The following is a 21,211-nucleotide window of genomic DNA, read 5'->3' on the forward strand; positions in this document are numbered from 1 at the left end:
ATTCGTTACGACAGAACGGTCCATATTTGGACCGATGTCGTACATTCCTTGCCATGACCGACACCGGCCGCGCGTCGCCGCCCACCGCCCGCGTCGTCGCGGTGCTGGATTTCCTGGCCAGTCACCCCCAGGAACAGTTCGGGCTGTCCGAGTTGGCGCGCCGGCTCGACCTCAGCAAGCCGACCTGCCTGGGCATCGTCACAACGCTCGCCGACGCCGGCTACCTGGTGCGTGACGCGGCCGAGAAGACCTACCGGCTGGGCCCGCGGTTGATCACGCTGGGCCATACCGCGCAGGAGTCCATGCGCATCAGCCCCGCCGCACGGGCGGAACTGCGCCGGCTGTCGGAGGCCTTCAACGCCACGGCGGCGTTGTCGGCGGTCGTCGACGACCGCATCACCCTGCTGGAACTCGTTGCCCCACACGGCAGTCCGGAGCCCGTACAGGTCGGACAGAGCTATCCGTTCGCGCCGCCGGTCGGCCTGATGTTCGTGCTGTGGGATGAGCGCGCGGTGCGCGACTGGCTGGCCAAGGAACCGACGATCCCGCTGCGCACCGACAGCGCGCGGCTGGAACGGGTCATCACTGAGTGCCGCGAATCCGGCTACCTCGTGGAGCGGCTGACGCCGGGCGGCCGGCGGCTGTACGCCATGATGGCCGGTATGTCGAGCAACCTGCCCGACGAATTACGGGTGCTGCTGGGCGAATTGGTCTCGGACATCGGTGAGCGCGTGTATCTGCCCAGCGAATCGAGCGCGGCGTCGGGCGGGCGGACCAAGCACGACATCAGCGTCATCGCCGCGCCCGTCTTCGACCACCACCAACGCCAGGTGATGGTGCTGTCACTGCAGATCGGACACGCCCTGACCGACGCGGAAATCAGCAAGCGAGCGCGCGGGCTGGTGGCCGCCGCCGCGACGCTGACGGCGCAACTCGGCGGTTCCCAGCCCGGCCGAACGTGAGCATGTGCGCGAAATCCGTTGAGACAGTGGCACACAAGCTCACGTTCGGAAAGCGATGACTAAACCCCGTTGAGGACGGCCAGGGCGTCGGTCGGCGCCACCTGCAGGCCGCAGCGGTCCTTGAACGCGGCCAGCGGAGCCTGGATGCCGCGCAGCGCGTCGGCCTGGTCCGGGTGCTCCTTGAAGTAGTTGTCGAACTGGCTCATCGCGGTAAAGGCCGGCTGCCGGGTGGCGTCGAGCAGCGAGCTGTCGGCGTCCGGGTGTGCGGCGAAGTAGTCCGACAGCTGCAGCGTGACCGAGCTGATGGTCTTGGCGAGCGTCGCGGTGCTGCAGTCGGCAACGGTCGCGGCCGGGGCGACGGTGGTCGTCGTCGTGGTCGACGGCGCCGTGGCGGACGTCGTGGGCGTCGCCGAAGTCGTGGGGGTGGCGGCGGTGGTCGCGGTGGTGCTCGGCGACGCGGTGGCCGTCGTGGTCGGCGCCGTCGGGCTCACAGGATCGGCCGATGCCCGAGGCACGACAACCGCGGCACAGGCAGCGCCCAGGGCGATGAAGCCGAGGGTGGAACGGCCGAACGGAACGGCACGAGTCATGGAATCCTCCTTTGTTCTGGCCGCATCCGTCTTCCCCGGCCTCTGGGTGTGTTTCGCTCGGCCCGGTGCAGCTGTTACACATGCGGCCAAAGTTGCAGGTCAGCCCGGCTCGGGACAGAGAATATTCGCTTTCGTGAATTAGCTCGGCTGTGTTGGTATTGAGGCATGCGTCCTTCGCCCTGGCCCCTGGCGGAACTGGAGGTGATCACTCCGGTTCTGCGGCTCTGCCATGTGACCGACGACCTCGCCGACGCACTCGCCCAGCTGGCCGCCGAGGGCATCCACGATCCGGCCACCATGCCGTTCGCGGTCCCGTGGACCGACGCGGTCTCCCCCGAACTGGAGCGCAACACCGTCGCGTACTTCCAGCAGACCCGTGCCGAGGTGTCGACGGAGCACTGGGACGTGCCGCTGGCCGTCATCGTCGGAGACGAGGCCGTGGGCGTCTGTGCGGTGACCGCCGACGGTTTCCCCGCCCGACGGACCGTGTCGACGGGCTCGTGGCTCGGCCGCCGCCATCAGGGTCGCGGTCTGGGCCGGGAGATGCGCACGGCCGCGCTGCAGCTGATCTTCGCCGGGTTCGACGCCGATGTCGCCCGCACCGCCGCATGGCATGACAACGCGGCATCACTCGGCGTCACGCGGTCACTGCCCTACGTACAGACCGGCTCGTCACGGCAATCGCGGCGCGGGGTTTTCGACACCATGCTCGAGTTCACCATGACCCGTGCGCAGTGGGAAACGCTGCGGCGCCGCGACATCGAGTTGATCGGCGTCGACGCCGTGATCGACCAATTGGCGCTGCGGCGTGCGTAGCCCACTCAGCTGACCGATGCCATCGCGAACGGCAGCACTGCCGGCGCCCCGGCGGTGCGCAGTACCTGCGTCGCCATGGTCACGGTCCAGCCGGTGTCGACCAGATCGTCGACGAGCAGCACCGGACCGCTCACGTCCAGCGTGGGTGCCTCCCACGAATCCACCAGCGCCGCAACCCGATACGCCGAGTTGGCCGCCGTCACGGGTCGCCGCTGCGGCCGGTAGTAGAGCGTGCCCAGGTTCTGCAGCCGGCCCAGCTCCGCCAGTCGGGTGACGAGCGATCCGATCAGCAGAGGATGCCGCTCGGAATCCAGGCCCAGCACGGCCACCGGACGCTCTTTCCAGTTCCACGCCTTGAGGACCGCGACGGCGGCCTGCACGACGGCGTCGGGAACCTCGCCGTCGGGCCCGTCGAGCAACTGGCGCAGCCGGGCGCCCCACCCCAGGTCCGTGAGGCGCCCGATGACGCGGCCCGGTTCAGCACCACCGGAGATGCGTCCGGACAACCCGATTCCCAACGAACCCAGCCCCGTCGGCCATTGTTTGCGCGGGGCGATCTCGACACCCGGCCGCATCAGTTGATCACGCACCGCCGATGCCGCCTCCACATCGACGTCGGCGGTGTAGCGCGCACCCGCACAGTTGTCACACCGGCCGCAGCCCTGGCCGTCGAGCTCGGGATCGTCGAGCTGGCTACGCAGGAACACCATTCGGCACTCGGTCGTCGATTGGTAGTCCAGCATCGCCTGCTGCTCACGCTGCCGGGCGGCGTCCAGATTGCGGTACCGCTCCTCGTCGTACGACCACGGCTGGCCGGTGCTGATCCAGCCGCCCTTGACGCGGCGCACCGCACCGTCGACGTCCAGCACCTTGAGCACCATCTCGAGCCGCGACCGGCCCAGGTCCACCAGCGGTTCCAGGGCCGCCGTGGACAATGCCCGATCGGGTTCGAGTTCGCCGATCACCTTGCGCACCAGGGCTTCCGACGGGAACGCGACCGACGCGAAGTACCGCCAGATGTCGGCGTCCTCTTTGCCCGGCAATAGGATCACCTCGGCGCTCGAGGTGGCGCGGCCGGCACGGCCGACCTGCTGGTAGTACGCGATGGGCGACGACGGAGCGCCCAGGTGCACGACGAAGCCCAGGTCCGGTTTGTCGAACCCCATGCCCAGCGCCGAGGTGGCAATGAGCGCCTTGACCCGGTTACCCAGCAGATCGGCTTCCAGCTGTTCACGCTCGGCGGTCTCCGTGGAACCGGTGTAGGAGGCCACGGTGTGCCCCTGCTCGCGCAAGAGCGCGGCGATATCGTGCGCCTGCGACACCGTCAGGGTGTAGACGATGCCCGAGCCGGGCAGCGAATCCAGATGCGCCGCAAGCCATGCCGCCCGCTGCGCCGGTCCCCCCGCGTGCACCACCGACAGGCGCAGCGACTCCCGGTCCAGCCCGCCGCGCAGCACCAGGGTATCCCCGCCCCCGACCCCCAGCTGCGCGGCGACGTCCTGCACCACGCGGTCATTGGCGGTCGCGGTGGTGGCGAGCACCGGTATACCCGAACCCAACTCGCCGATCAGGGTGCGGATGCGCCGGTAGTCCGGGCGGAAGTCGTGCCCCCAGTCGGACACACAGTGCGCCTCGTCGACCACGACCAGCCCGGCATCAGCGGCCAATGCGGGCAGGACGGCGTCACGGAAGTCGGGATTGTTCAAGCGCTCCGGACTCACGAGCAGCACGTCGAGATCGCCGGAGGCGACGCGCTGATGCACCTCGTCCCATTCGGTGACATTGCTCGAGTTGATGGTCGCGGCTCGGACGCCCGCGCGTTCGGCGGCCGCCACCTGGTTGCGCATCAGGGCCAGCAGCGGCGAGACGATGACGGTCGGGCCGCGGCCGGCGGCCCGCAGCAGCTTGGCGGCGATGAAGTACACCGCGGACTTGCCCCACCCGGTGCGCTGCACGACGAGCGCCCGGCGGCCCTGGACGACCAGGGCCTCGATGGCCACCCACTGGTCGTCACGCAGCACCGCGCCCGGGCCGGCGAGCTGTTCCAGCAGGGCCTGCGCGTCAGTACGCGTAGGTGTTGCGGGGCTTGGGTATTGGGTCGGCACTGGTCACTTCCATGGTCGGGACGAAATTCGTGGACGGATTGGACGTCCCGGGTATCACCTTGCCCTGCACCTTCAGCCAGGTGTCGTTCGGGTGCGCACCGAGTGCGCCGGTCAGGTGAATGCGGGCCAGTTGCGCGTCGGCGGCACAACACACGATTACGACCCGGGCCAGATCGTCGCCCATGGTGAAACCGGTGACGGTGATGGTCCGTCCCTCAAGGCTTTTCGTGGAATCGGCAGCGGCCCGCAACACGACTTCCGGCAGCGGCACCGCGCCGTCGGCCGGCAACGGCGGGAACGCCCGTTTGGGCGGCGCCACCGCGGCGGTGACCGTCTCCGCGCCGACCGCGCTCATCGGCGGCACACTGACGAACGCGGTGAGCGCCACCGGGACGAGCAGCAGCCACGCCAGCAGTCCCCGGTGGTGATGCCCGGCCGGCGGCCCCCGGCGCAGATCCCGCACCAGGCACACCACGGCGAGCGCCACCAGCAGGACCGCCGCCACCAGCAGCCACGGGAACAACGCCGGCTTCACGAAATTCAGGTACGTGCCCTTGACCGCGATCAGGCCCGTGCTGAGCCCGATCAGCAGCACCAGAATGTTCTGCGTTTCCCGGCTCACGACGCGCCCCCGAGCACCAGCAGCCCAACGACCGTCGCACATACCGTCGCCACCACCAGCGTCACCGGTGCGAATCGCACGGCGAACGGCCGGCCGAACACGCCGGCCTGCATCGCGAACAGCTTGACGTCCACCGCCGGACCGACCACCAGAAACACCAGACGCGGCACCAGCGGGACCATGGTCAGGCTCGCCGCGACGAACGCGTCGGCCTCCGAACACAGCGCCAGTACGACGGCCAGCAGCGCCATGGTCACCACACCGACCACCAGGTTGCCCGCGACGTGCTCGAACACCCACGGCGGCACGGCCGCGCGCAGCACCGCGGCCGCTGCGGCGCCGACCACCAGATACGCCGCGGACTGCAGGAAGTCGTGGCGGGCCGCCTCGGTGAACACGGTGAACCGGGAGGCGCCCTCGTCGTGATGCGCGGGCAGCGTGCGGGTGACCCATTCGGTGCGGCCCCAGCGCTGCCACAGCAGCCCCATCACCACGGCCGTCGCCAGCGACGCCACGCAGCGCGCCACCACCATCTGCGGCTGGCCGGGGAAGGCGACCGCCGTCGCCACCAACACCACCGGGTTGATCGCCGGTGCGGACAACATGAAGGTCAGGGCGGCCCCGGCCGTCTCCCCGCTGAACAACCTGCGGGCCACGGGCACCGAGCCGCATTCGCATCCGGGCAGCGCGGCACCACCGACACCGGCGACCGCCACCGCGAGCGCCGGCCGGCGCGGCAATCGGCGGGCCAGTCGCTCCGGCGTGAGGTACGCGGCCACCAGGCCGCTCACGATGACGCCCAGCACCAGGAACGGCAGGGCCTGCACGAAGACACCGCAGAACACCGTGGCCGCGGCGGCCAGGCGAGCATGGTCGGTCAGGACACCGCTGACCCAGGAACCCGACAGTGCCAGTGCGGTGAGGGCGATGAGCAACAGTTCCATCGACCCGGCCCGCCGCCGGCGAACCGGCGCCAGTGTGGATTCGTCCCCGGCCATGCGCCCATCTTGCCGGGCAAGTCTGACAAGTCGCTCGCTACGTCGCTTGTGGCCGGGTGGGCACGACCGGGATCCGGCCCGCGCTCGCGCCGCCGTCGACCGCCAGGTCCGCACCCGTCATGTACGACGACGCGTCCGACGCCAGGAACGCCACCACCTCGGCGACCTCCGCGGGGTCGCCGACGCGCGTGAGCGGCGCACCGGGGTGCCCGCCGGGGCCGCGTTCGATCGGCAGATGCGCCACCATCGGGGTGTCGATCATGCCGGGGTAGACGGTATTGACCCGAATTCCCATGGGGCCCAACTCGATTGCGGCGACCTTGGAGAAGCCCCGCAGGCCCCACTTCGACGCGCCGTAGGCGCTGTAACCGGCCAGCCCCAGCAGACCGGCCTGCGAGGAAACGTTGATGATCGAGCCGCCGCCGACCGCTCGCATGGGCTCGGCGACAGCCTTGGTACCCAGGAAAGGCCCGATCAGGTTGACCCGCAGCTGCCGTTCCCACGACTCGGCGGTGTGGTCCAGCAGCGGTTCGACGGTACAGATCGCGGCGTTGTTGACCAGCGCGTCGATCCGGCCGAACTCGCTCAGCGCCAGCTCGACCGTTGTGCGCCAATCACTTTCGCTGCCGACGTCATGCCGCTGGAATCGGGCGGCGGCGCCGATCGACGCGGCGACCGCCTCCCCCTCGTCGACCAGGACGTCAGTGAGCACGACCTGCGCGCCGCGCTCGGCGAACAGCCGCGCCTCGGCCTCACCCTGACCGCGCGCCGCGCCGGTGATGATCGCGACCTTGCCGGAGAGATCCATCGTCAGTCGCTGTCCTGGTCGATGCCGGTCAGCATGAGCTCGGAGACCCGGCGCGGGGTCTCGGTGAGGTAGGCCATCGCCGCGATGCGCTTGGGCAGGATGACGTGCTTCTTTTCCTTCTCGACGGCATCGGCGATGGCTTCGGCGACCATGTCGGCGTCCAGCGGCTCCTGCGGGATCATCCGGAATTTCAGGGACCGCTCGATGGTGCGCCGGGCCGGCCCGAACGACCGGATGTGGTCGATCATGTCGGTCTTGACCTCTCCGATCTGCACCAGCGTCGTGCCCACCGGCTTGTTGCGCAGCTCGGAACGGATGCCTGCGGTGAAGTGGCTGAGGCCGGCCTTGGAGGCACCGTACAGAGTGACGCCCGGCCCGGTGGAGATGGCGCCCATCGAGGACACATTGACGATGTGCCCGCGGCCGCGCTTGATCATCCCCGGCATCACCTGACGACACAGCTCCATCGGAGCAATCAGGTTGACCTGCAACAGGTCTCGCACGTCTGCCGAAGACGCCTCGTAGAAGCGGCCGACCCGGTCCACACCGGCGTTGTTGATGATGACGTCGACGGGGCCGTCGGCCTCGACGCGGCCGATCAGTTCCTCGACCGCCGCCGGATCCATCAGGTCCGCGGGATATGCCTTGCCGCCCAACTCTTTCGCCAGCTCTTCGAGCTGCTCGGCGTTACGGGCGACGAGTGCGACGTCGGCGCCGCGGCGGGCCATCGCCTGCGCGATGTTCCGGCCCAGGCCACGGCTGGCACCGGTGACCAGAACCCGGCTGTTCCTCAGTTGCATATCCCTGCTCCATTCACGATCGTGCCGTCCCGGCGGAGCCCTCGAGCTCCGCGTCGCGACGCCGAGTCAGCTCATGGTGAGCACGCTAAACGCGGGACGCGCCGAAATTCAGAGGTAGTTCCCAATCAACGAGACAACATGTCCGCTGGCTCACATTTTTGGCTTCATAGTGATGTATGCGACGTTTATCGGGCGAGGACAACAGCTTCCTGGCGTGGGAAAGTGCCGTCCAGCCGCAGCACACCATCAAGGCCGTCGTCCTCGATCCGGCACAGGGCCACGAGCCCATCACCTTCGAGGCCGTGCGGGCCGCGCTGTTCGGCCTCGTCGACCGCGTCGAGCCCATGCAGTGGCAGTTGATGTCGCCGCGATTCGGCGCCGGCCGGCCGTGGTGGATCACGCGCGCCCGGGGCGACCTGAATTACCACATGAAGCGCGCCACGGCCGCTGCGCCCGGAACCGATCGCGAGCTGGGCGCGGAGATCGCCAAGCTCTTCGAGGAGCCACTCGACCGGAACCGTCCGGCCTGGCAGCTGTGGTACATCGACGGCCTGGCCGACGGCCGCGTCGCGCTCGTGCTCAAGATCCACCACGCAGTGGCCGACGGCATGGCGTCGCTGAACCTGCTCGAGCAGTTCTACAGCCAGGATCCCACCGACCGACTGCCTGAGCCGTCGGCCCGGCCCGCGCCCGACGAGCACCGGCCGCCGACCGCAGAGTGGCTGCCGATGGTGGCGCGTCAGCAGGTCAGGTCGCTGGCCAAATTCCCGAAGGTCCTGGCGCGCACGGCGAAGGTCACGCGCACCATCCAGAACCGGCAGAAGGCGGGCAAGCCCGGCTACGCCGAGGCCTTCATCCCGCCGGCCCTGCCGTTCAACGAGCCGCTGACCGCCCGGCGCGGCTTTGCGTTCGTCAATGTCGAGATGGATCAGATCAAGCGGGTGTCGAAGACGTTCGGCGTGAGCGTCAACGACGTCTTTCTCGCCATGTGCAGCACCGTCCTTCGCGAGTACCAGGCGTCCCGCGGCCCCGTCGGCGACGACACCATGACCGCCGTGGTGCCGGTGTCGATGCGCCCGCAGGACGGCGACCGGTGGGGTAACAAGGTCGCCCGCTGGAACGTCGAACTCGCGACCAACATCGCCGATCCGGTGGCGCGGCTGAAAGCCATCTCGGCGAACACCGCCACGGCCCGCGAAGTGCAGAGCGAGCGCGACGCCTGGCTGCAGCACGACTGGATGGAGTACTGGCCGCTGTTCAAGGTCTACTCGCGGGTGCTGCCGACCATCGGGGCGAAGGTCAAGAAGCGCCCGATGTTCAGCATGATCGCGTCGAACATGCGTGGCCCGCAGCAGACGCTGTACTTCGGCGGCGCCCCGGTCGAGAAGCTGATCTCGACCGGCCCGCTGGTCTTCCCGATGGGCATGAACATCACCGGCTGGAGCTACGAAGGCGGCATGCAGATCTGCGTACTCACCTGTACTGACCAGGTGAAGGATCCGCAGGCCATCGCCGACCGGCTGCCGGCGGCACTGGCCGAGCTGGTGGCCCGCTGCGAGACCGCGACGGATTCCGTCACCAGCTGACCCGGCTACGCAAAACGCCGGCCGTCCCTTTCGGGGCGGCCGGCGTTTTCGCTTGCGGCAGTTAGGCTTTGCCCTCGGCCCGCTCGCGCTGGATCTCGAGAGCGATGTCGATCAGCTGGTCCTCCTGGCCACCGATCAGCTTGCGCTGGCCGACACGGAGCAGCAGCTCGTGGGCGGGCACGCCGTAGCGTTCGCCCTGGCGCACCGCGTGCTTGAGGAAGCTCGAGTACACGCCCGCGTAGCCCATCACCAGTGCGTTGCGGTCCAGCAGGCACTCGGCCGGCATCGCCGGGGCGACAACCTCTTCCGCGGCGTCCGCGATGTCGAAGAAGTCGATGCCGGTCTTGACGCCGATCTTGTCGAACACGCCGACCAGCGCCTCGACCGGCGCGTTACCGGCACCAGCACCGAACCGGCGGCACGAACCGTCGATCTGCTTGGCACCCGCACGCACGGCCTCGACCGAATTGGCAACGCCCAGACCGAGATTCTCATGGCCATGGAAACCGACCTGCGCGTCGTTGCCGAGTTCGGCGACCAACGCGCCGACGCGGTCGGCGACACCTTCGAGCACCAACGCACCCGCGGAGTCCACCACGTAGATGCACTGGCAGCCGGCGTCGGCCATGATGCGGGCCTGCGCGGCCAGCTTCTCGGGAGAGATGGTGTGGCTCATCATCAGGAAGCCCACGGTCTCCAGGCCCAGTTCGCGGGCGAAGCCGAAGTGCTGGATCGAGACGTCGGCCTCGGTGCAGTGCGTGGCAATGCGGCAGATGGAGCCGCCGTTGCCCTGCGCGATCCGGATGTCTTCCTTGGTTCCGACACCCGGCAACATCAGGAAGGCGATCTTGGCGTTCTTCGCGGTCTCGGCCGCGATGGTGATCAGCTCCTGCTCCGGGGTCTTGGAGAACCCGTAGTTGAAGCTCGAACCGCCCAGTCCGTCGCCGTGGGTCACCTCGATGACCGGGACGCCGGCGTTGTCGAGGGCGCCGACGATGGCGCGCACCTCGTCAGCGGTGAACTGGTGGCGCTTGTGGTGCGAACCGTCGCGCAACGACGTGTCCGTCATCCGGACGTCCCACGCGGCGTCGAAGAAGATGTCTCCGGGCTGAAGTGCAGTGCTCATGCGTTCGCTCCCACGATTTCCTTGGCGATCTCTTCGCCCACCTTGGTGGCCGCAGCGGTCATGATGTCCAGGTTTCCAGCGTAGGTCGGCAGGTAGTCGCCGGCACCTTCCACCTCGACGAAGATGCTGACGACATGCTGGCCACCGTTGACCACCGACGGCTCGTCGAACTGCGGCTCGTTGAGCAGCCGGTAACCGGGCACGTACGTCTGCACCTCGGCGACCACGTCCTTGACCGACTGCGTGATGGCAGCGTGGTCGGCATCTTCGGGGATGGCGCAGAAGATGGTGTCGCGCATGATCATCGGCGGCTCGGCCGGGTTCAGGATGATGATGGCCTTGCCGTCGCGAGCGCCACCGATGTTGCGCACACCGGCGCTGGTGGTCTTGGTGAACTCATCGATGTTGGCCCGGGTGCCGGGGCCGGCCGACGCCGACGACACCGACGCCACGATCTCGGCGTAGGGCACGCCGCCCTGCGCCTCGACGGCACGCGACACGGCGTAGACCATCGGGATGGTGGCCTGGCCACCGCAGGTGACCATGTTGACGTTCATCGAATCCAGGTGCGCCCGCAGGTTGGCCGGCGGGATGACGCCGGGGCCGACGGCGGCCGGGGTCAGGTCGATGGCGCGGATGCCGGCTTCCTCGTACCGCGGCGCGTACGCCTTGTGCACGTAGGCGCTGGTGGCCTCGAAGATGAAGTCCGGCTTCTCGCTCTGCGCCAGCAGCCAGTCCGCCCCTTCGGCGCTGGTCTCCAGACCCAGCTTGCGGGCACGGGCCAGGCCCTCGCTCTCCGGGTCGATACCGATCATCCAGCGCGGCTCGAGCCAGTCCGACCGCAGCAGCTTGTACAGCAGGTCAGTACTGATGTTTCCCGAGCCGACGATCGCGACGCTCGCTTTGGACGGCATGCTCACTCCTCTATAGAAACTTGGGTATTACGCGAAAGACAGGTGGACAGAACCCAATCCGGCGAATTCGGCGACGAAGTCGTCACCCGGCTTGGCATCGAACGCCCGCATGCAGGCGCCCGGCAGCACCACGTCGCCGGCCTTGAGACGCACGCCGAACTGGTCGACCTTGCGGGCCAGCCAGGCGACCGCCGTCACCGGGTTGCCGAGTACCGCGTCGCTGCGGCCCTCGCCCAACACCTCGCCGTTGCACTTGAGCACGGCGTCGATGTTCCGGATATCGATGTCCTTCGGGGACACCCGCTCCTTACCCAGCACCCAGCCGGCCGAGGACGCGTTGTCGGCGATGGTGTCGCACAACTTGACCTGCCAGTTGGTGATGCGGGTGTCGATCAGCTCGATGGCCGGCGCGAACGCGGCGGTGGCGGCCAGCACGTCGTCCTCGGTGCAGCCGGCGCCGGGCAGATCGTCGGCCAGCACGAACCCGACCTCGACCTCGACCCGCGGCAACAGGTACTTCGAGGTCAGCACGGGCTGGTCCTCGAATACCTGCATGTCGTCGAGGAGGTGCCCGTAATCGGGTTCGTCCACATTCATCATTTTCTGCATGGCCTCGCTGGACAGACCAACCTTGTGTCCCACCACGCGGGCACCTTCCGCGACCCGCTGACGAATGTTGATCAGCTGGATCTCGTACGCGTCGACGACGTCGATGTCGGCGTAGGTGTCGGTCATCGGCGACATCGCGACCCGGCTGCGCTCGGCTTGGGCCAGCGCGGCGGCGAGCTCGGCACGCACGTTGTCGGACAGCATTCGTGAATTCCCCTAACTTCATGGACCGGCGCAGTTGTCCACAGGCCGGGCAATTCTATAACGTGTTCTACATGACTGGACAGGAGTACGACGTTGTCGTCGTCGGCAGCGGTGCAGCCGGTATGGTCGCCGCCCTCACCGCAGCCCATCAGGGCCTTTCGACAGTAGTCGTTGAAAAGGCCCCACACTATGGAGGTTCCACTGCGCGGTCAGGTGGCGGCGTCTGGATCCCGAACAATGAGATTTTGCAGCGTGCGGGGGTAAAAGACACCCCGGAAGCGGCCCGCACCTACCTGCACAAGATCGTCGGCGACGTGGTGCCCGCAGAGAAGATCGACACCTACCTGCAGCGCGGCCCAGAGATGCTGTCGTTCGTCCTGAAGAACTCGCCGCTGAAGCTGTGCTGGGTACCGAACTACTCCGACTACTACCCCGAGGTCGAGGGCGGCCGCGCCGGCGGACGTTCCGTCGAGCCCAAGCCGTTCAACGCCAAGAAGCTCGGCGCCGACATGGACGGCCTGGAGCCGGCCTACGGCAAGGTGCCGCTGAACATGGTTGTGATGCAACAGGATTACGTCCGGCTCAACCAGCTCAAGCGCCACCCGCGCGGCGTGCTGCGCAGCCTCAAGGTCGGCATCCGCGCCACCTGGGCCGGCCTCACGGGCAAGAACCTGGTCGGCATGGGCCGCGCCCTGATCGCCCCGCTGCGCATCGGCCTGCAGCAGGCCGGCGTCCCGGTGCAGCTGAACACCGCGCTGACCGACCTGTACTACGAGAACGGCCGGGTTGCGGGCATCTATGTCCGTGACACCAACGCTCCGGAAAGCGCTGAGCCGCAACTGATCCTGGCCCGTCGTGCGGTGATCCTCGGCAGCGGTGGCTTCGAGAAGAACCAAGAGATGCGCACCAAGTACCAGCGCCAGCCGATCACCACCGACTGGACCGTCGGCGCCAAGGCCAACACCGGCGACGGCATCCTGGCCGCCGAAAAGCTCGGCGCCGCACTGGAAATCATGGAAGACGCCTGGTGGGGCCCGACGGTGCCGCTGCCCGACAACCCGTGGTTCGCCCTGTCCGAGCGCAACTCCCCCGGCTCCATCATCGTGAACATGAACGGCAAGCGGTTCATGAACGAATCCATGCCGTATGTCGAGGCCTGCCACCACATGTATGGCGGCCAGTACGGCCAGGGCGAGGGCCCCGGCGAAAACGTGCCGGCGTGGCTGCTCTTCGACCAGCAGTACCGCAACCGCTACATCTTCGCGGGTCTGCAGCCGGGACAACGCATTCCGAAGAAGTGGACCGAGGCCGGCGTCGTCGTCAAGGCCGACACCATCGAGGAACTGGCAGAGCTCACCAACCTGCCCGTCGACGAACTCAAGGCCACCATCGAACGCTTCAACGGCTTCGCGCGCAGCGGTGTCGACGAGGACTTCGGTCGCGGCAACAGCGCGTACGACCGGTACTACGGCGACCCGACCAACAAGCCGAACCCCAACCTGGGCGAGATCAAGCACGGCCCGTTCTATGCGGCCAAGATGGTGCCCGGCGATCTCGGCACCAAGGGCGGCATCGTCACCGACATCCACGGCCGCGCGCTGCGCGAGGACGGCTCGGTGATCGAGGGCCTGTACGCGTCTGGCAATGTCAGTGGTCCGGTGATGGGCCACACCTACCCCGGCCCCGGCGGGACCATCGGCCCCGCCATGACCTTCGGATACCTCGCGGCACTGCACGTGGCAGGAAAGGGCTGACATGCCGATCAATCTCGACGAGGCCATCGGGGCCGAACTCGCACCCGTCGAATTCTCGTGGAGCAGTAGCGATGTGCAGCTGTATCACCTCGGTCTGGGCGCCGGCGCCGATCCGATGAGCGAGCGCGAGCTGCGCTACCTGATCGACGACAAGCCGCAGGTGCTGCCGACCTTCGGCAACGTGGCGCAGAGCTTCCACGAGACCAAGGCGCCGACCGTCAAGTTCCCCGGCATCGACATCGAGCTGAGCCGGGTGCTGCACGCCAGCGAGGCCATCTACACCGACGCTCCCATCCCGCCGTCGGGCACGGGCCGCGCCGTCACCAAGTTCACCGAGATCTGGGACAAGGGCAAGGCCGCGGTCATCTGGTCGGAGACCACCGTGACCACCCTCGACGGCGCTCCGCTGTGGAAGCAGAAGCGGTCCATCTTCGCCCGCGGCGAGGGCGGCTTCGGCGGCGATCGTGGCCCGTCGACCTCGGCGGCCGAGCCCGACCGGGCACCGGACCTGCAGATCTCGCTGCCGACGCTGCCGCAGCAGGCTCTGCTGTACCGGCTCTGCGGTGACCGCAACCCGCTGCACTCGGACCCGGCATTCGCCAAGGCCGCCGGCTTCGACCGCCCGATCCTGCATGGCCTGTGCACCTACGGCATCGGCTGCAAGGCCATCGTCGACAACGTGCTCGACGGCGACGCCGGCCGCGTCCGGTCCTACGGCGCGCGCTTCGCGGGCACCGTGATCCCGGGTGAAACCTTGCAGGCCAACCTTTGGCGTGACGGTGAACGAATCACCGGCGTGCTGACGGCGCCGAGCCGAGACAACGTCGTCGTGCTTGCTGGAATCGAGCTCACCGCGTCCTGACCAGGACGTATTCGGAATCGGCCGCCTATTCGGCGGCCGATTCCGGCAAACCAGGGCCGGCGGTCGGGTCGCCGACGGCGCGTCAACCTCTATCCACAGCTGACGCTTAACCTGCTAGCTTTCGTAGTAGTCAGTAATTATCCAATTACTCGTGACTCAACTTCCGTGGGGGAAGCCGCCCGTCGGACGACTTGGAGACAAAGGAGCCACATCATCATGAGTACCCGCAAGATCACCATCGCCATCGGCGCAGCCGCCGCATTCGGCCTGATCGCGACACCGTTCGCAGTGGCCGACCCCGCCCAGCCCGCAGGGGTGACGTCCGCCCCCACCACGGTGGCGTTCGGCTCGGACGGCAAGCTCGTCGACGGGAACACCGTCGCGGAATGGCAGATCAGCAACCTCAAGCCCAGCACCGATGTGCTCTCGCAGCACCTCAACGGCACGCTGTGGGAAGCGACAGCGGAGTACAAGGCCGAGCGCGGCAACTCGCAGCCGTTCGTGCCGAACCTGAACGCCCGCACCGCGACCGGCGAGAACTACCGCGTGCTGTGGGGCGCTGCCACTCCGCAGGGCATCAACCCCGCCGGCCTCGCCGAAGGGCAAGAGTCCAAGGGCAAGATCTACTTCGACGTGACGGGCGCCGCCCCGACCAGCGTCGTGTACACCGACGGGGACCGCGAAGTGATCAAGTGGCAGGGCACTGAACCCGCCACCGGTACCGCGCCGGCCGCCGCCCCCGCTCGTGGCACTGCGCCGGTGACCACGCCGGCCCCGGCTGCCGCCCCCGCCGCCACTCCTGCTGCCGCCCCGGCGGCTGCTCCCGCCGGTCTCGGCAGCGCCGTGCCCGGCGCCACCCCGGCCGGTGCTGTTCCGGCCGCCACCGGCACGCAGCCTCCGGCCGGCACCACCACCGGTGCGGTCCCGGCGGCGACGCCGAACGGTGAGACGCCTGCCGCCACCCCGGCCGGCACCCCGGCTCCGGCTGGTACTCCGGCGGTTGCTCCGGCGCCGGCCGGCACCCCGGGCGCCGACGCTCCGGCTCCGGCCGGCGCCCAGGTTCCGGCGGGCACCCCGGCCGGTACCCCCGCGGGCACCCCGGCGACGGCTCCGGCCGCCGGCCCGGCTCCCGAGGCGGCTCCGGTTCCCACCGCCGCCGAAAGCGGCCCGGGCACCGCTGCCACCGCCGGTGGCGCCGTCTCGCAGGCTCCGCTGACCCCGGCGCCGGCTCCGGCACCGAGCCAGGCCATCGCCGGCCAGCCCGCCTCCAGCGCGGGTCAGGGCACCGCCACCCCGGCCGGTAACCAGCAGGCCGCTCCGGCTGCTCCTGCTGCGCCGGTCACCCCGACCCCGGCCCCGGCACCGGCCTCCTGACGGTCAACCATTGAATTGGGGCCAGTCGCGATCATCGCGACTGGCCCCAATTTCGTTGTCCGGCTCGTTATTTCAGCAACTACATCTGACGGCCGACGTCGCCGCCGCGCTGCGGCGGCGGAGCCACGGGGGCGACGGGCGCCGGCCCCGCGGTGTGCGAACCCGCGCTGGGACCGGCCACCGGCGGCGCCGCCGGAGCCGGAGCGGACGTGTGCCGACGGGAGTCGCGGGCGTCCTGCTGGGCCTCCCGGCGATCCTGCTGGGACTGCCGGTTGTCCTGCTGTTGCTGGCGCGCGTCCTGCTGGGATTGCCGGTCATTCTGCTGGTTCTCCCGGGCGTCCTGCTGCGCCTGACGCTGTTCGGGCGACATGGGGGCACCGCCGCCGGCCGGCCCCCCGGGCTGAGCCTCCGGGGGTTCCCCGCCGGGCATGCCGCCTTCCTTGCCGCCGCCCTTGCCCATGGCCTGCTGGATCATCTGACCGAACTGGCCCGCCTGCTGGCCCATCTGGCCCAGACCGCCACCCTGGCCGGCCATCTGGCCTGCCTGCTGACCCATCTGCCCGAGCTGGCCGAGCATCTGACCCATCTGGCCGACGCCCTCCCCGCCCTTGCTGTCGGCGTTGTCGTAAGCCGACTGGGCCATGCCGACCTTGCCGGAGAACATGCCCTCCTTGGCCTGCAACGAGGCCACATTGGCGGTCATGTCGGCTGCCATGGCCGGCAGGATCGCGGCGATGGTCGCGCTCATGGCGTCCTCGCCGGGCTGGATCATCGGCATGTCAGGCAGCTCGACGGAAGCCGTGTTCCAGCTGATGTTGTCCGGTGTCTGCATCATCGACATCAGATATCCCCCCTACTCACCAGTCGTCGTCGATGTCTTCGTCATAGGAACCGTGGTCCAGTGCCTCGGGTACCGCCAGCTGGGTGATGCGACCCCCGCCGCCACCTTCACGGTGCCCCATGCCGCCCATGGCGCCCATCGCGCCACCGGCACCTGCGGCGGCTGCGACCGGAGCCAAGCCACCGGCGCCCATGCCGCCCGCGGCACTGGCCGGCATCACGCCGGGCCCAGCCGGGCCGGGGCCGACCATCTTGGCCAGCAGCGGCGTCTGTACGGAGGCCGCACCCACACCGCCGCCGCCACCGCCGGGCATGCCGCCCTTCATCAGGCCCGCGCCATGAGCCGCGCCGGAACCGCCGGCCAGCGGATGGTTCGAGAACGCACCGAACGGCGAGGCGCCGAGGCCGGCCTTGCCCTGCCCGCCGCCCTGGAACAGGGACGTCAACTGCTGCAGTGGCTGCGAAAGTTGTTGCAGCGGTTGCATTGCCTGCTGCGGCAGCTGCCCGAGCATCTGCGGGAGCTGACCGGCCATCTGCATCATCTGGCCCATCATCTGGCCCATCTGGTCGCCGCCCTTGCCCGCCGACTCGGCGGTCTTCTGCGCGGTCTGCGCCACCTGCGGCGGCACGCCGGCCGTCGGGATGCTCGGCGGTGCGCCGACGAAGTTGGCCACCTCGGTGGCACTGGCCGTCACCGCGGCGATGTTCTGCGACAGGCCCATCTTGATGCGGCTCTGGATCAGCTCCTGCACGTTGGGGAACGGCGCCGCCGACAGGGCCATGCACTCCGCCTGCACTTCCTCGGCGGTGGCGTTGACCAGGTTCTTGGTCTTGATGACCGCGGCCACCATGGACTGCAGCTTGGCGGCGATGGCCGCCGCCTGCGCGCCGTTGGCCTCATGACCGCCGATGATGGTGCCGGCCTCACCCGCGGCCGCCAGCGACGCCGCGCCCTGCCACTGATCGGTCAGATTCATCAGCTGGCTGGTCTGCTGCGGCACCACGGATCCGCTGATCTTGGTGGCCAGCTTCGTGTAATGGGCGGCCGCTTCTTCGAGCTGTTCCTCATTGACGTTGGGCCACCCCGGCCCCGTGACCGTCTGCGATCCGAACGGACTGCTGTCCGGCTGAATCCCCATAGACACGGCCCCCTTCCCCAGACATACCGCGTCGGTTCGAGCCTACCGCCCCGACGGCTACCCACCCGACGCGAACTGACGGTCCGGATTCGGCTGATCCTGCCGGGCGAGCAACCGGGCATAGCCGGTTCCCATGGCCAGCAGCACCAGGCCCACGACGATGAACACCGCCACCCGGAACATGCCGTTCAGGGTCCCGAGATCGAACAGGAACAGCTTGGCCATCGCCGCGGCCACCAGCGCCAGGCCGCCGCCGATGGGCAGTGATCGCTGCGTCTTCGGCCGGCGGGCCGCGTACCCGAACAATGCCGCCGCGACCGCGATCCAGCCGATGGTCGCGACCATGTGACCCGCGAAGAACCCGCCCTTGACGCCGCCGATCAGCACGCCGGCGGTGACGGTCGCCGTGGTGGACGCGTAGGCGGCGACCACGACCGCGCCTGCCCACATCAGCCGCACCTCGTCGTCGTCACGCCTGCCGGTCCACGACCACACGACGGCCACCGCACTGGCCATCGCAAGGATGCTGGAGATGACGGTGGACACCGCGCTGTGGGTGTTCAGCTCCACCGCGCGGAACAGCAGGTCCGGCGGAGAGTAGCTGAGGTAGACGGCACCACCCACGGCACCGAATCCGGCAGCGACCCAGCGGGCGATCGCGTCACGACGCCCGGCGACGGCCACCACGACGGACATCGCGAGCAGCACCGCGCCGCCGGTCCTACCGTCGAAGGCCACCAATACCGCGACCAGCGCGCAGACGGCCGATGTCGCCGCCCAGATCCGCCGCACCACATCAGCGACGCCGGGCAGACGGTTGCCGGCCAGCACGACGGCCAGGAACAGGGCCGCCACCGCGGCGATGATCGACGCGGCGACCACCGGACGGACCACCGCCGAGATGAACAGCACCGGCACCGCGCCGCCCGCCGTGGCCAGGGCCAGCAGCGAGCGGTTGGCGGTCTTGGGCAACAGGGTCAACGCGCCCCCGACGGCCAGCACGGCTGCCGCCGCGCAGGCACCGGCGAGACCCGGATTCCGGTGGGTGCCGAATGACGCCGAGGCCAGTGCCACCAACAACGGAAAGGTGCAGACGGCGGTCCGGGCCACGAACATCGCGACCCAATCCTTGCCGATTTGCACCGGCAGCGACGCCGCGGACAGCGCCAGCATGAACCCGATCAGCAGCAGCGAGACGCCGTCGGCCACCACGGGCGCCAGCACGGCCAGCGGCACCAGCACCAACAGCGCGAGTTGCTGCGAATCCCAGCGCCGCGCCAGGGTCAGCCCGCCGCCGCCGATCACCGCCGCGAGCACCAAACCGACCGGCGCAGAAAGCCATTCGTAAATCGTGGTGACCGCGACGACGTCGATGTACGCCGCGGCGATGCCGGTGGCGGCCAGGGCGACCGCGCCCACCGTGCCGCCGGGCCGCGTCTTCAGGCGAGTCGCCCCGACCACCAGACCGGCCGCCAGGACCGCCCCTGCGCCGACCCGGAACTCGGGCCGCAACAGCCCGGCCTGCGCGGCGAGCACCAGCAGCAGGGCGACGCCGATCAACGTCACCGCGACGCCGGCGGCCGCCAGCGCCTTGCCGATCCAGCTGTCCGAGCGCTCGGGCCGCGGCGGCTGCTGCTGGGGCTGCGGCGGCGCGGCCTGAGCCGGCTGCCAATACTGCTGCGGCGCGGCGTATCCGACGGGCTGCGCGGCCGGCTGCTGGTACGCCATCGACCGATCGAGCTCGGTGAGGCAGGCCGAGACCCATGCCAGGTGATGGGAGATCGCTGCGACATCCTGCGAGAGCCGGGCAACCATCGCCCGCTGCGGTTCGGTCATGCAGGTCATCATCGCGCCGAGCCACGCGAGTTCGGATGAGTAGGACTACCCCTATTGACGCAGAACTGCCCCTCTCCTGTCGAAAAGGGGCAGTTCGCGAGCGGGGTGATTCAGCCCAGGATCAGGCCTGACGTCGGAACACCGGTGCCGGCGGTGACGAGCACGTGCTCGACATCGGGCACCTGGTTGACCGACGTGCCGCGCAGCTGGCGGACGCCCTCGGCGATGCCGTTCATGCCGTGGATGTAGGCCTCACCGAGCTGACCACCGTGCGTGTTGATCGGCAGCTTGCCACCGAGCTCGATCGCACCGTTCGCGATGAAGTCCTTCGCCTCACCCTTGCCGCAGAAACCGAGCTCCTCGAGCTGGATCAGCGTGTACGGGGTGAAGTGGTCGTAGATCACCGCGGTCTGAATGTCATTGGGCGTCAAGCCACTCTGACCCCACAACTGCTTGCCGACCAGGCCCATCTCGGGCAGACCGAGCTCGTCACGGTAGTACGAGTACATGGTGAACTGATCCTCACCAGCAGCCTGTGCCGCCGCCTCGACGACGACCGGGCGCTGCTTGAGGTCCTTGGCGCGCTCGGGCGTGGTGACGACGATCGCCACGCCGCCGTCGGTCTCCTGGCAGCAGTCCAGCAGGCGCAGCGGCTCGGCGATCCACCGCGAGTTCTGGTGGTCCTCGATGGTGATCGGCTTGCCGTAGAAGTGCGCCTTCGGATTGGTCGCCGCGTGCTTGCGGTCGGCCACCGACACAGCACCGAAATCGGCACTCGTGGCGCCGTATTCGTGCATGTAGCGCTGCGCGACCATGGCCACCGAGGCGGCCGGCGTGCTCAGCCCGTGCGGGTAGGACCAGCTGTACTCGACACCGCGGGAGTCGGCGTTGACGGTCAGACCCGTCATCACCTGGCCGAAGCGGAACTCCGAACGCTCGTTGAAAGCGCGGTATGCCACAACGACTTCGGCGATACCGGACGCCACCGCCAGCACGGCCTGCTGCACGGTCGCCGCCGCGGCGCCGCCGCCGTAGCCGATCTGGCTGAAGAACTTCAGCTCCCCGATGCCGGTGGAGCGGGCCACCGCGGTCTCCAGGTTGGAGTCCATGGTGAAGGTCACCAGACCGTCGACGTCCTCGGGCGACAGGCCCGCATCGTTCAGTGCGTCGGTGACCGCCTCGGCGGCCAGCCGCAGTTCACTGCGGCCGGAGTTCTTGGAGAAGTCCGTCGCGCCGATACCGGCGATGACGGCCTTGCCGGAGATG

The 21,211-nt window shown here is 68.9% G+C and carries 19 protein-coding genes; 6 read left to right on the forward strand and 13 right to left on the reverse strand.

What is annotated here, in order from left to right; all coding sequences use genetic code 11:
- Positions 1-53 precede the first annotated feature (53 nt).
- Positions 54-962 (forward strand): helix-turn-helix domain-containing protein, encoded by a 909-nt coding sequence (locus tag VXD91_RS18445; RefSeq protein ID WP_346416050.1) that lies wholly within the window; start codon positions 54-56, stop codon positions 960-962.
- A 59-nt stretch (positions 963-1,021) separates the two neighbouring features.
- On the opposite strand, the gene VXD91_RS18450 is transcribed toward VXD91_RS18445, so the two are convergent.
- Entirely contained in the window at positions 1,022-1,552 is a 531-nt protein-coding gene (locus tag VXD91_RS18450) for a hemophore-related protein (protein WP_346416052.1), read from the reverse strand.
- 165 nt (positions 1,553-1,717) lie between these two features.
- On the opposite strand from VXD91_RS18450, the gene VXD91_RS18455 reads away from it, so the two are divergent.
- Entirely contained in the window at positions 1,718-2,368 is a 651-nt protein-coding gene (locus VXD91_RS18455) for a GNAT family protein (protein WP_346416053.1), read from the forward strand.
- Positions 2,369-2,373: 5 nt separating this feature from the next.
- Here the strand turns inward: VXD91_RS18455 and VXD91_RS18460 are convergent, their stop codons facing one another.
- Genes VXD91_RS18460 through VXD91_RS18480 form a run of 5 tightly spaced genes read right to left on the reverse strand, consistent with a single transcriptional unit; the run spans position 2,374 to position 7,701 of the window.
- Complete coding sequence (locus VXD91_RS18460) at positions 2,374-4,473, reverse strand: RecQ family ATP-dependent DNA helicase (protein WP_346416054.1); 2,100 nt, start codon at positions 4,471-4,473, stop codon at positions 2,374-2,376.
- A complete protein-coding gene (locus VXD91_RS18465; protein ID WP_346416055.1) occupies positions 4,430-5,095 on the reverse strand; it encodes a TIGR03943 family protein in 666 nt (221 codons plus the stop codon). The genes VXD91_RS18460 and VXD91_RS18465 overlap by 44 nt, the downstream gene beginning before the upstream one ends.
- A complete protein-coding gene (locus VXD91_RS18470) occupies positions 5,092-6,093 on the reverse strand; it encodes a permease (protein ID WP_346416056.1) in 1,002 nt (333 codons plus the stop codon). The genes VXD91_RS18465 and VXD91_RS18470 overlap by 4 nt, the downstream gene beginning before the upstream one ends.
- A gap of 37 nt (positions 6,094-6,130) precedes the next feature.
- On the reverse strand, positions 6,131-6,901 hold the full coding sequence (locus VXD91_RS18475; RefSeq protein ID WP_346416057.1) for a glucose 1-dehydrogenase: 771 nt from the start codon (positions 6,899-6,901) through the stop codon (positions 6,131-6,133).
- 2 nt (positions 6,902-6,903) lie between these two features.
- Positions 6,904-7,701, reverse strand: coding sequence for an SDR family NAD(P)-dependent oxidoreductase (locus VXD91_RS18480; RefSeq protein WP_346416058.1), 798 nt, complete (start codon positions 7,699-7,701; stop codon positions 6,904-6,906).
- A 176-nt stretch (positions 7,702-7,877) separates the two neighbouring features.
- Between VXD91_RS18480 and VXD91_RS18485 the strand changes: the two genes are divergently transcribed.
- The gene (locus tag VXD91_RS18485) at positions 7,878-9,287 is read left to right on the forward strand and encodes a wax ester/triacylglycerol synthase family O-acyltransferase (protein ID WP_346416059.1); all 1,410 of its coding nucleotides are present in this window, start codon (positions 7,878-7,880) and stop codon (positions 9,285-9,287) included.
- A 61-nt stretch (positions 9,288-9,348) separates the two neighbouring features.
- Here the strand turns inward: VXD91_RS18485 and dmpG are convergent, their stop codons facing one another.
- From dmpG to VXD91_RS18500, 3 genes are read right to left on the reverse strand one after another with little or no spacing between them, the layout of a single operon-like run.
- A complete protein-coding gene (dmpG, locus tag VXD91_RS18490; protein WP_064861053.1) occupies positions 9,349-10,413 on the reverse strand; it encodes a 4-hydroxy-2-oxovalerate aldolase in 1,065 nt (354 codons plus the stop codon).
- Positions 10,410-11,327 carry an acetaldehyde dehydrogenase (acetylating) gene (locus VXD91_RS18495; protein WP_318985453.1) on the reverse strand — a complete coding sequence of 306 codons (918 nt, stop codon included), beginning with the start codon at positions 11,325-11,327 and terminating at the stop codon, positions 10,410-10,412. The genes dmpG and VXD91_RS18495 overlap by 4 nt, the downstream gene beginning before the upstream one ends.
- Positions 11,328-11,354: 27 nt before the next feature.
- Positions 11,355-12,140 (reverse strand): 2-keto-4-pentenoate hydratase, encoded by a 786-nt coding sequence (locus VXD91_RS18500; protein WP_064861052.1) that lies wholly within the window; start codon positions 12,138-12,140, stop codon positions 11,355-11,357.
- Positions 12,141-12,211: 71 nt separating this feature from the next.
- Here VXD91_RS18500 and kstD point away from each other — a divergent pair, with 71 nt between their 5' ends.
- From kstD to VXD91_RS18515, 3 genes are all read left to right on the forward strand, one after another.
- A complete protein-coding gene (gene kstD / locus VXD91_RS18505) occupies positions 12,212-13,894 on the forward strand; it encodes a 3-oxosteroid 1-dehydrogenase (protein WP_346416060.1) in 1,683 nt (560 codons plus the stop codon).
- A 1-nt stretch (position 13,895) separates the two neighbouring features.
- A complete protein-coding gene (locus VXD91_RS18510) occupies positions 13,896-14,756 on the forward strand; it encodes a MaoC family dehydratase (RefSeq protein WP_064861051.1) in 861 nt (286 codons plus the stop codon).
- A 216-nt stretch (positions 14,757-14,972) separates the two neighbouring features.
- Entirely contained in the window at positions 14,973-16,130 is a 1,158-nt protein-coding gene (locus VXD91_RS18515; protein ID WP_064861050.1) for a DUF1942 domain-containing protein, read from the forward strand.
- A 79-nt stretch (positions 16,131-16,209) separates the two neighbouring features.
- Here the strand turns inward: VXD91_RS18515 and VXD91_RS18520 are convergent, their stop codons facing one another.
- The 4 genes from VXD91_RS18520 to VXD91_RS18535 form a co-directional block, all read right to left on the reverse strand.
- Positions 16,210-16,971: a hypothetical protein gene (locus VXD91_RS18520; RefSeq protein ID WP_064861049.1), complete on the reverse strand. Its 762-nt coding sequence runs from the start codon at positions 16,969-16,971 to the stop codon at positions 16,210-16,212.
- Between the two features lie 16 nt (positions 16,972-16,987).
- Positions 16,988-18,109, reverse strand: a complete 1,122-nt coding sequence (locus tag VXD91_RS18525) for a hypothetical protein (RefSeq protein ID WP_064861048.1) — start codon at positions 18,107-18,109, stop codon at positions 16,988-16,990.
- A gap of 57 nt (positions 18,110-18,166) precedes the next feature.
- Entirely contained in the window at positions 18,167-19,945 is a 1,779-nt protein-coding gene (locus VXD91_RS18530; protein ID WP_346416062.1) for a DUF2339 domain-containing protein, read from the reverse strand.
- A gap of 110 nt (positions 19,946-20,055) precedes the next feature.
- Positions 20,056-21,210: a lipid-transfer protein gene (locus VXD91_RS18535; RefSeq protein WP_318985495.1), complete on the reverse strand. Its 1,155-nt coding sequence runs from the start codon at positions 21,208-21,210 to the stop codon at positions 20,056-20,058.
- Position 21,211 lies beyond the last annotated feature (1 nt).

The sequence above is a fragment of the Mycobacterium sp. SM3041 genome, from assembly GCF_039668335.1.
In the GTDB taxonomy this organism is placed as follows: domain Bacteria; phylum Actinomycetota; class Actinomycetes; order Mycobacteriales; family Mycobacteriaceae; genus Mycobacterium.

Bases quoted from the DNA above. Each gene is read 5' to 3' on its own strand.
- VXD91_RS18445 (WP_346416050.1), top strand. From the start codon at position 54: ATGACCGACACCGGCCGCGCGTCGCCGCCCACCGCCCGCGTCGTCGCG.
- VXD91_RS18450 (WP_346416052.1), bottom strand. From the start codon at position 1,552: ATGACTCGTGCCGTTCCGTTCGGCCGTTCCACCCTCGGCTTCATCGCC.
- VXD91_RS18455 (WP_346416053.1), top strand. From the start codon at position 1,718: ATGCGTCCTTCGCCCTGGCCCCTGGCGGAACTGGAGGTGATCACTCCG.
- VXD91_RS18470 (WP_346416056.1), bottom strand. From the start codon at position 6,093: ATGGCCGGGGACGAATCCACACTGGCGCCGGTTCGCCGGCGGCGGGCC.
- VXD91_RS18475 (WP_346416057.1), bottom strand. From the start codon at position 6,901: ATGGATCTCTCCGGCAAGGTCGCGATCATCACCGGCGCGGCGCGCGGT.
- VXD91_RS18480 (WP_346416058.1), bottom strand. From the start codon at position 7,701: ATGCAACTGAGGAACAGCCGGGTTCTGGTCACCGGTGCCAGCCGTGGC.
- VXD91_RS18485 (WP_346416059.1), top strand. From the start codon at position 7,878: ATGCGACGTTTATCGGGCGAGGACAACAGCTTCCTGGCGTGGGAAAGT.
- dmpG (WP_064861053.1), bottom strand. From the start codon at position 10,413: ATGAGCACTGCACTTCAGCCCGGAGACATCTTCTTCGACGCCGCGTGG.
- VXD91_RS18495 (WP_318985453.1), bottom strand. From the start codon at position 11,327: ATGCCGTCCAAAGCGAGCGTCGCGATCGTCGGCTCGGGAAACATCAGT.
- VXD91_RS18500 (WP_064861052.1), bottom strand. From the start codon at position 12,140: ATGCTGTCCGACAACGTGCGTGCCGAGCTCGCCGCCGCGCTGGCCCAA.
- kstD (WP_346416060.1), top strand. From the start codon at position 12,212: ATGACTGGACAGGAGTACGACGTTGTCGTCGTCGGCAGCGGTGCAGCC.
- VXD91_RS18510 (WP_064861051.1), top strand. From the start codon at position 13,896: ATGCCGATCAATCTCGACGAGGCCATCGGGGCCGAACTCGCACCCGTC.
- VXD91_RS18515 (WP_064861050.1), top strand. From the start codon at position 14,973: ATGAGTACCCGCAAGATCACCATCGCCATCGGCGCAGCCGCCGCATTC.
- VXD91_RS18520 (WP_064861049.1), bottom strand. From the start codon at position 16,971: ATGTCGATGATGCAGACACCGGACAACATCAGCTGGAACACGGCTTCC.
- VXD91_RS18525 (WP_064861048.1), bottom strand. From the start codon at position 18,109: ATGGGGATTCAGCCGGACAGCAGTCCGTTCGGATCGCAGACGGTCACG.
- VXD91_RS18530 (WP_346416062.1), bottom strand. From the start codon at position 19,945: ATGACCGAACCGCAGCGGGCGATGGTTGCCCGGCTCTCGCAGGATGTC.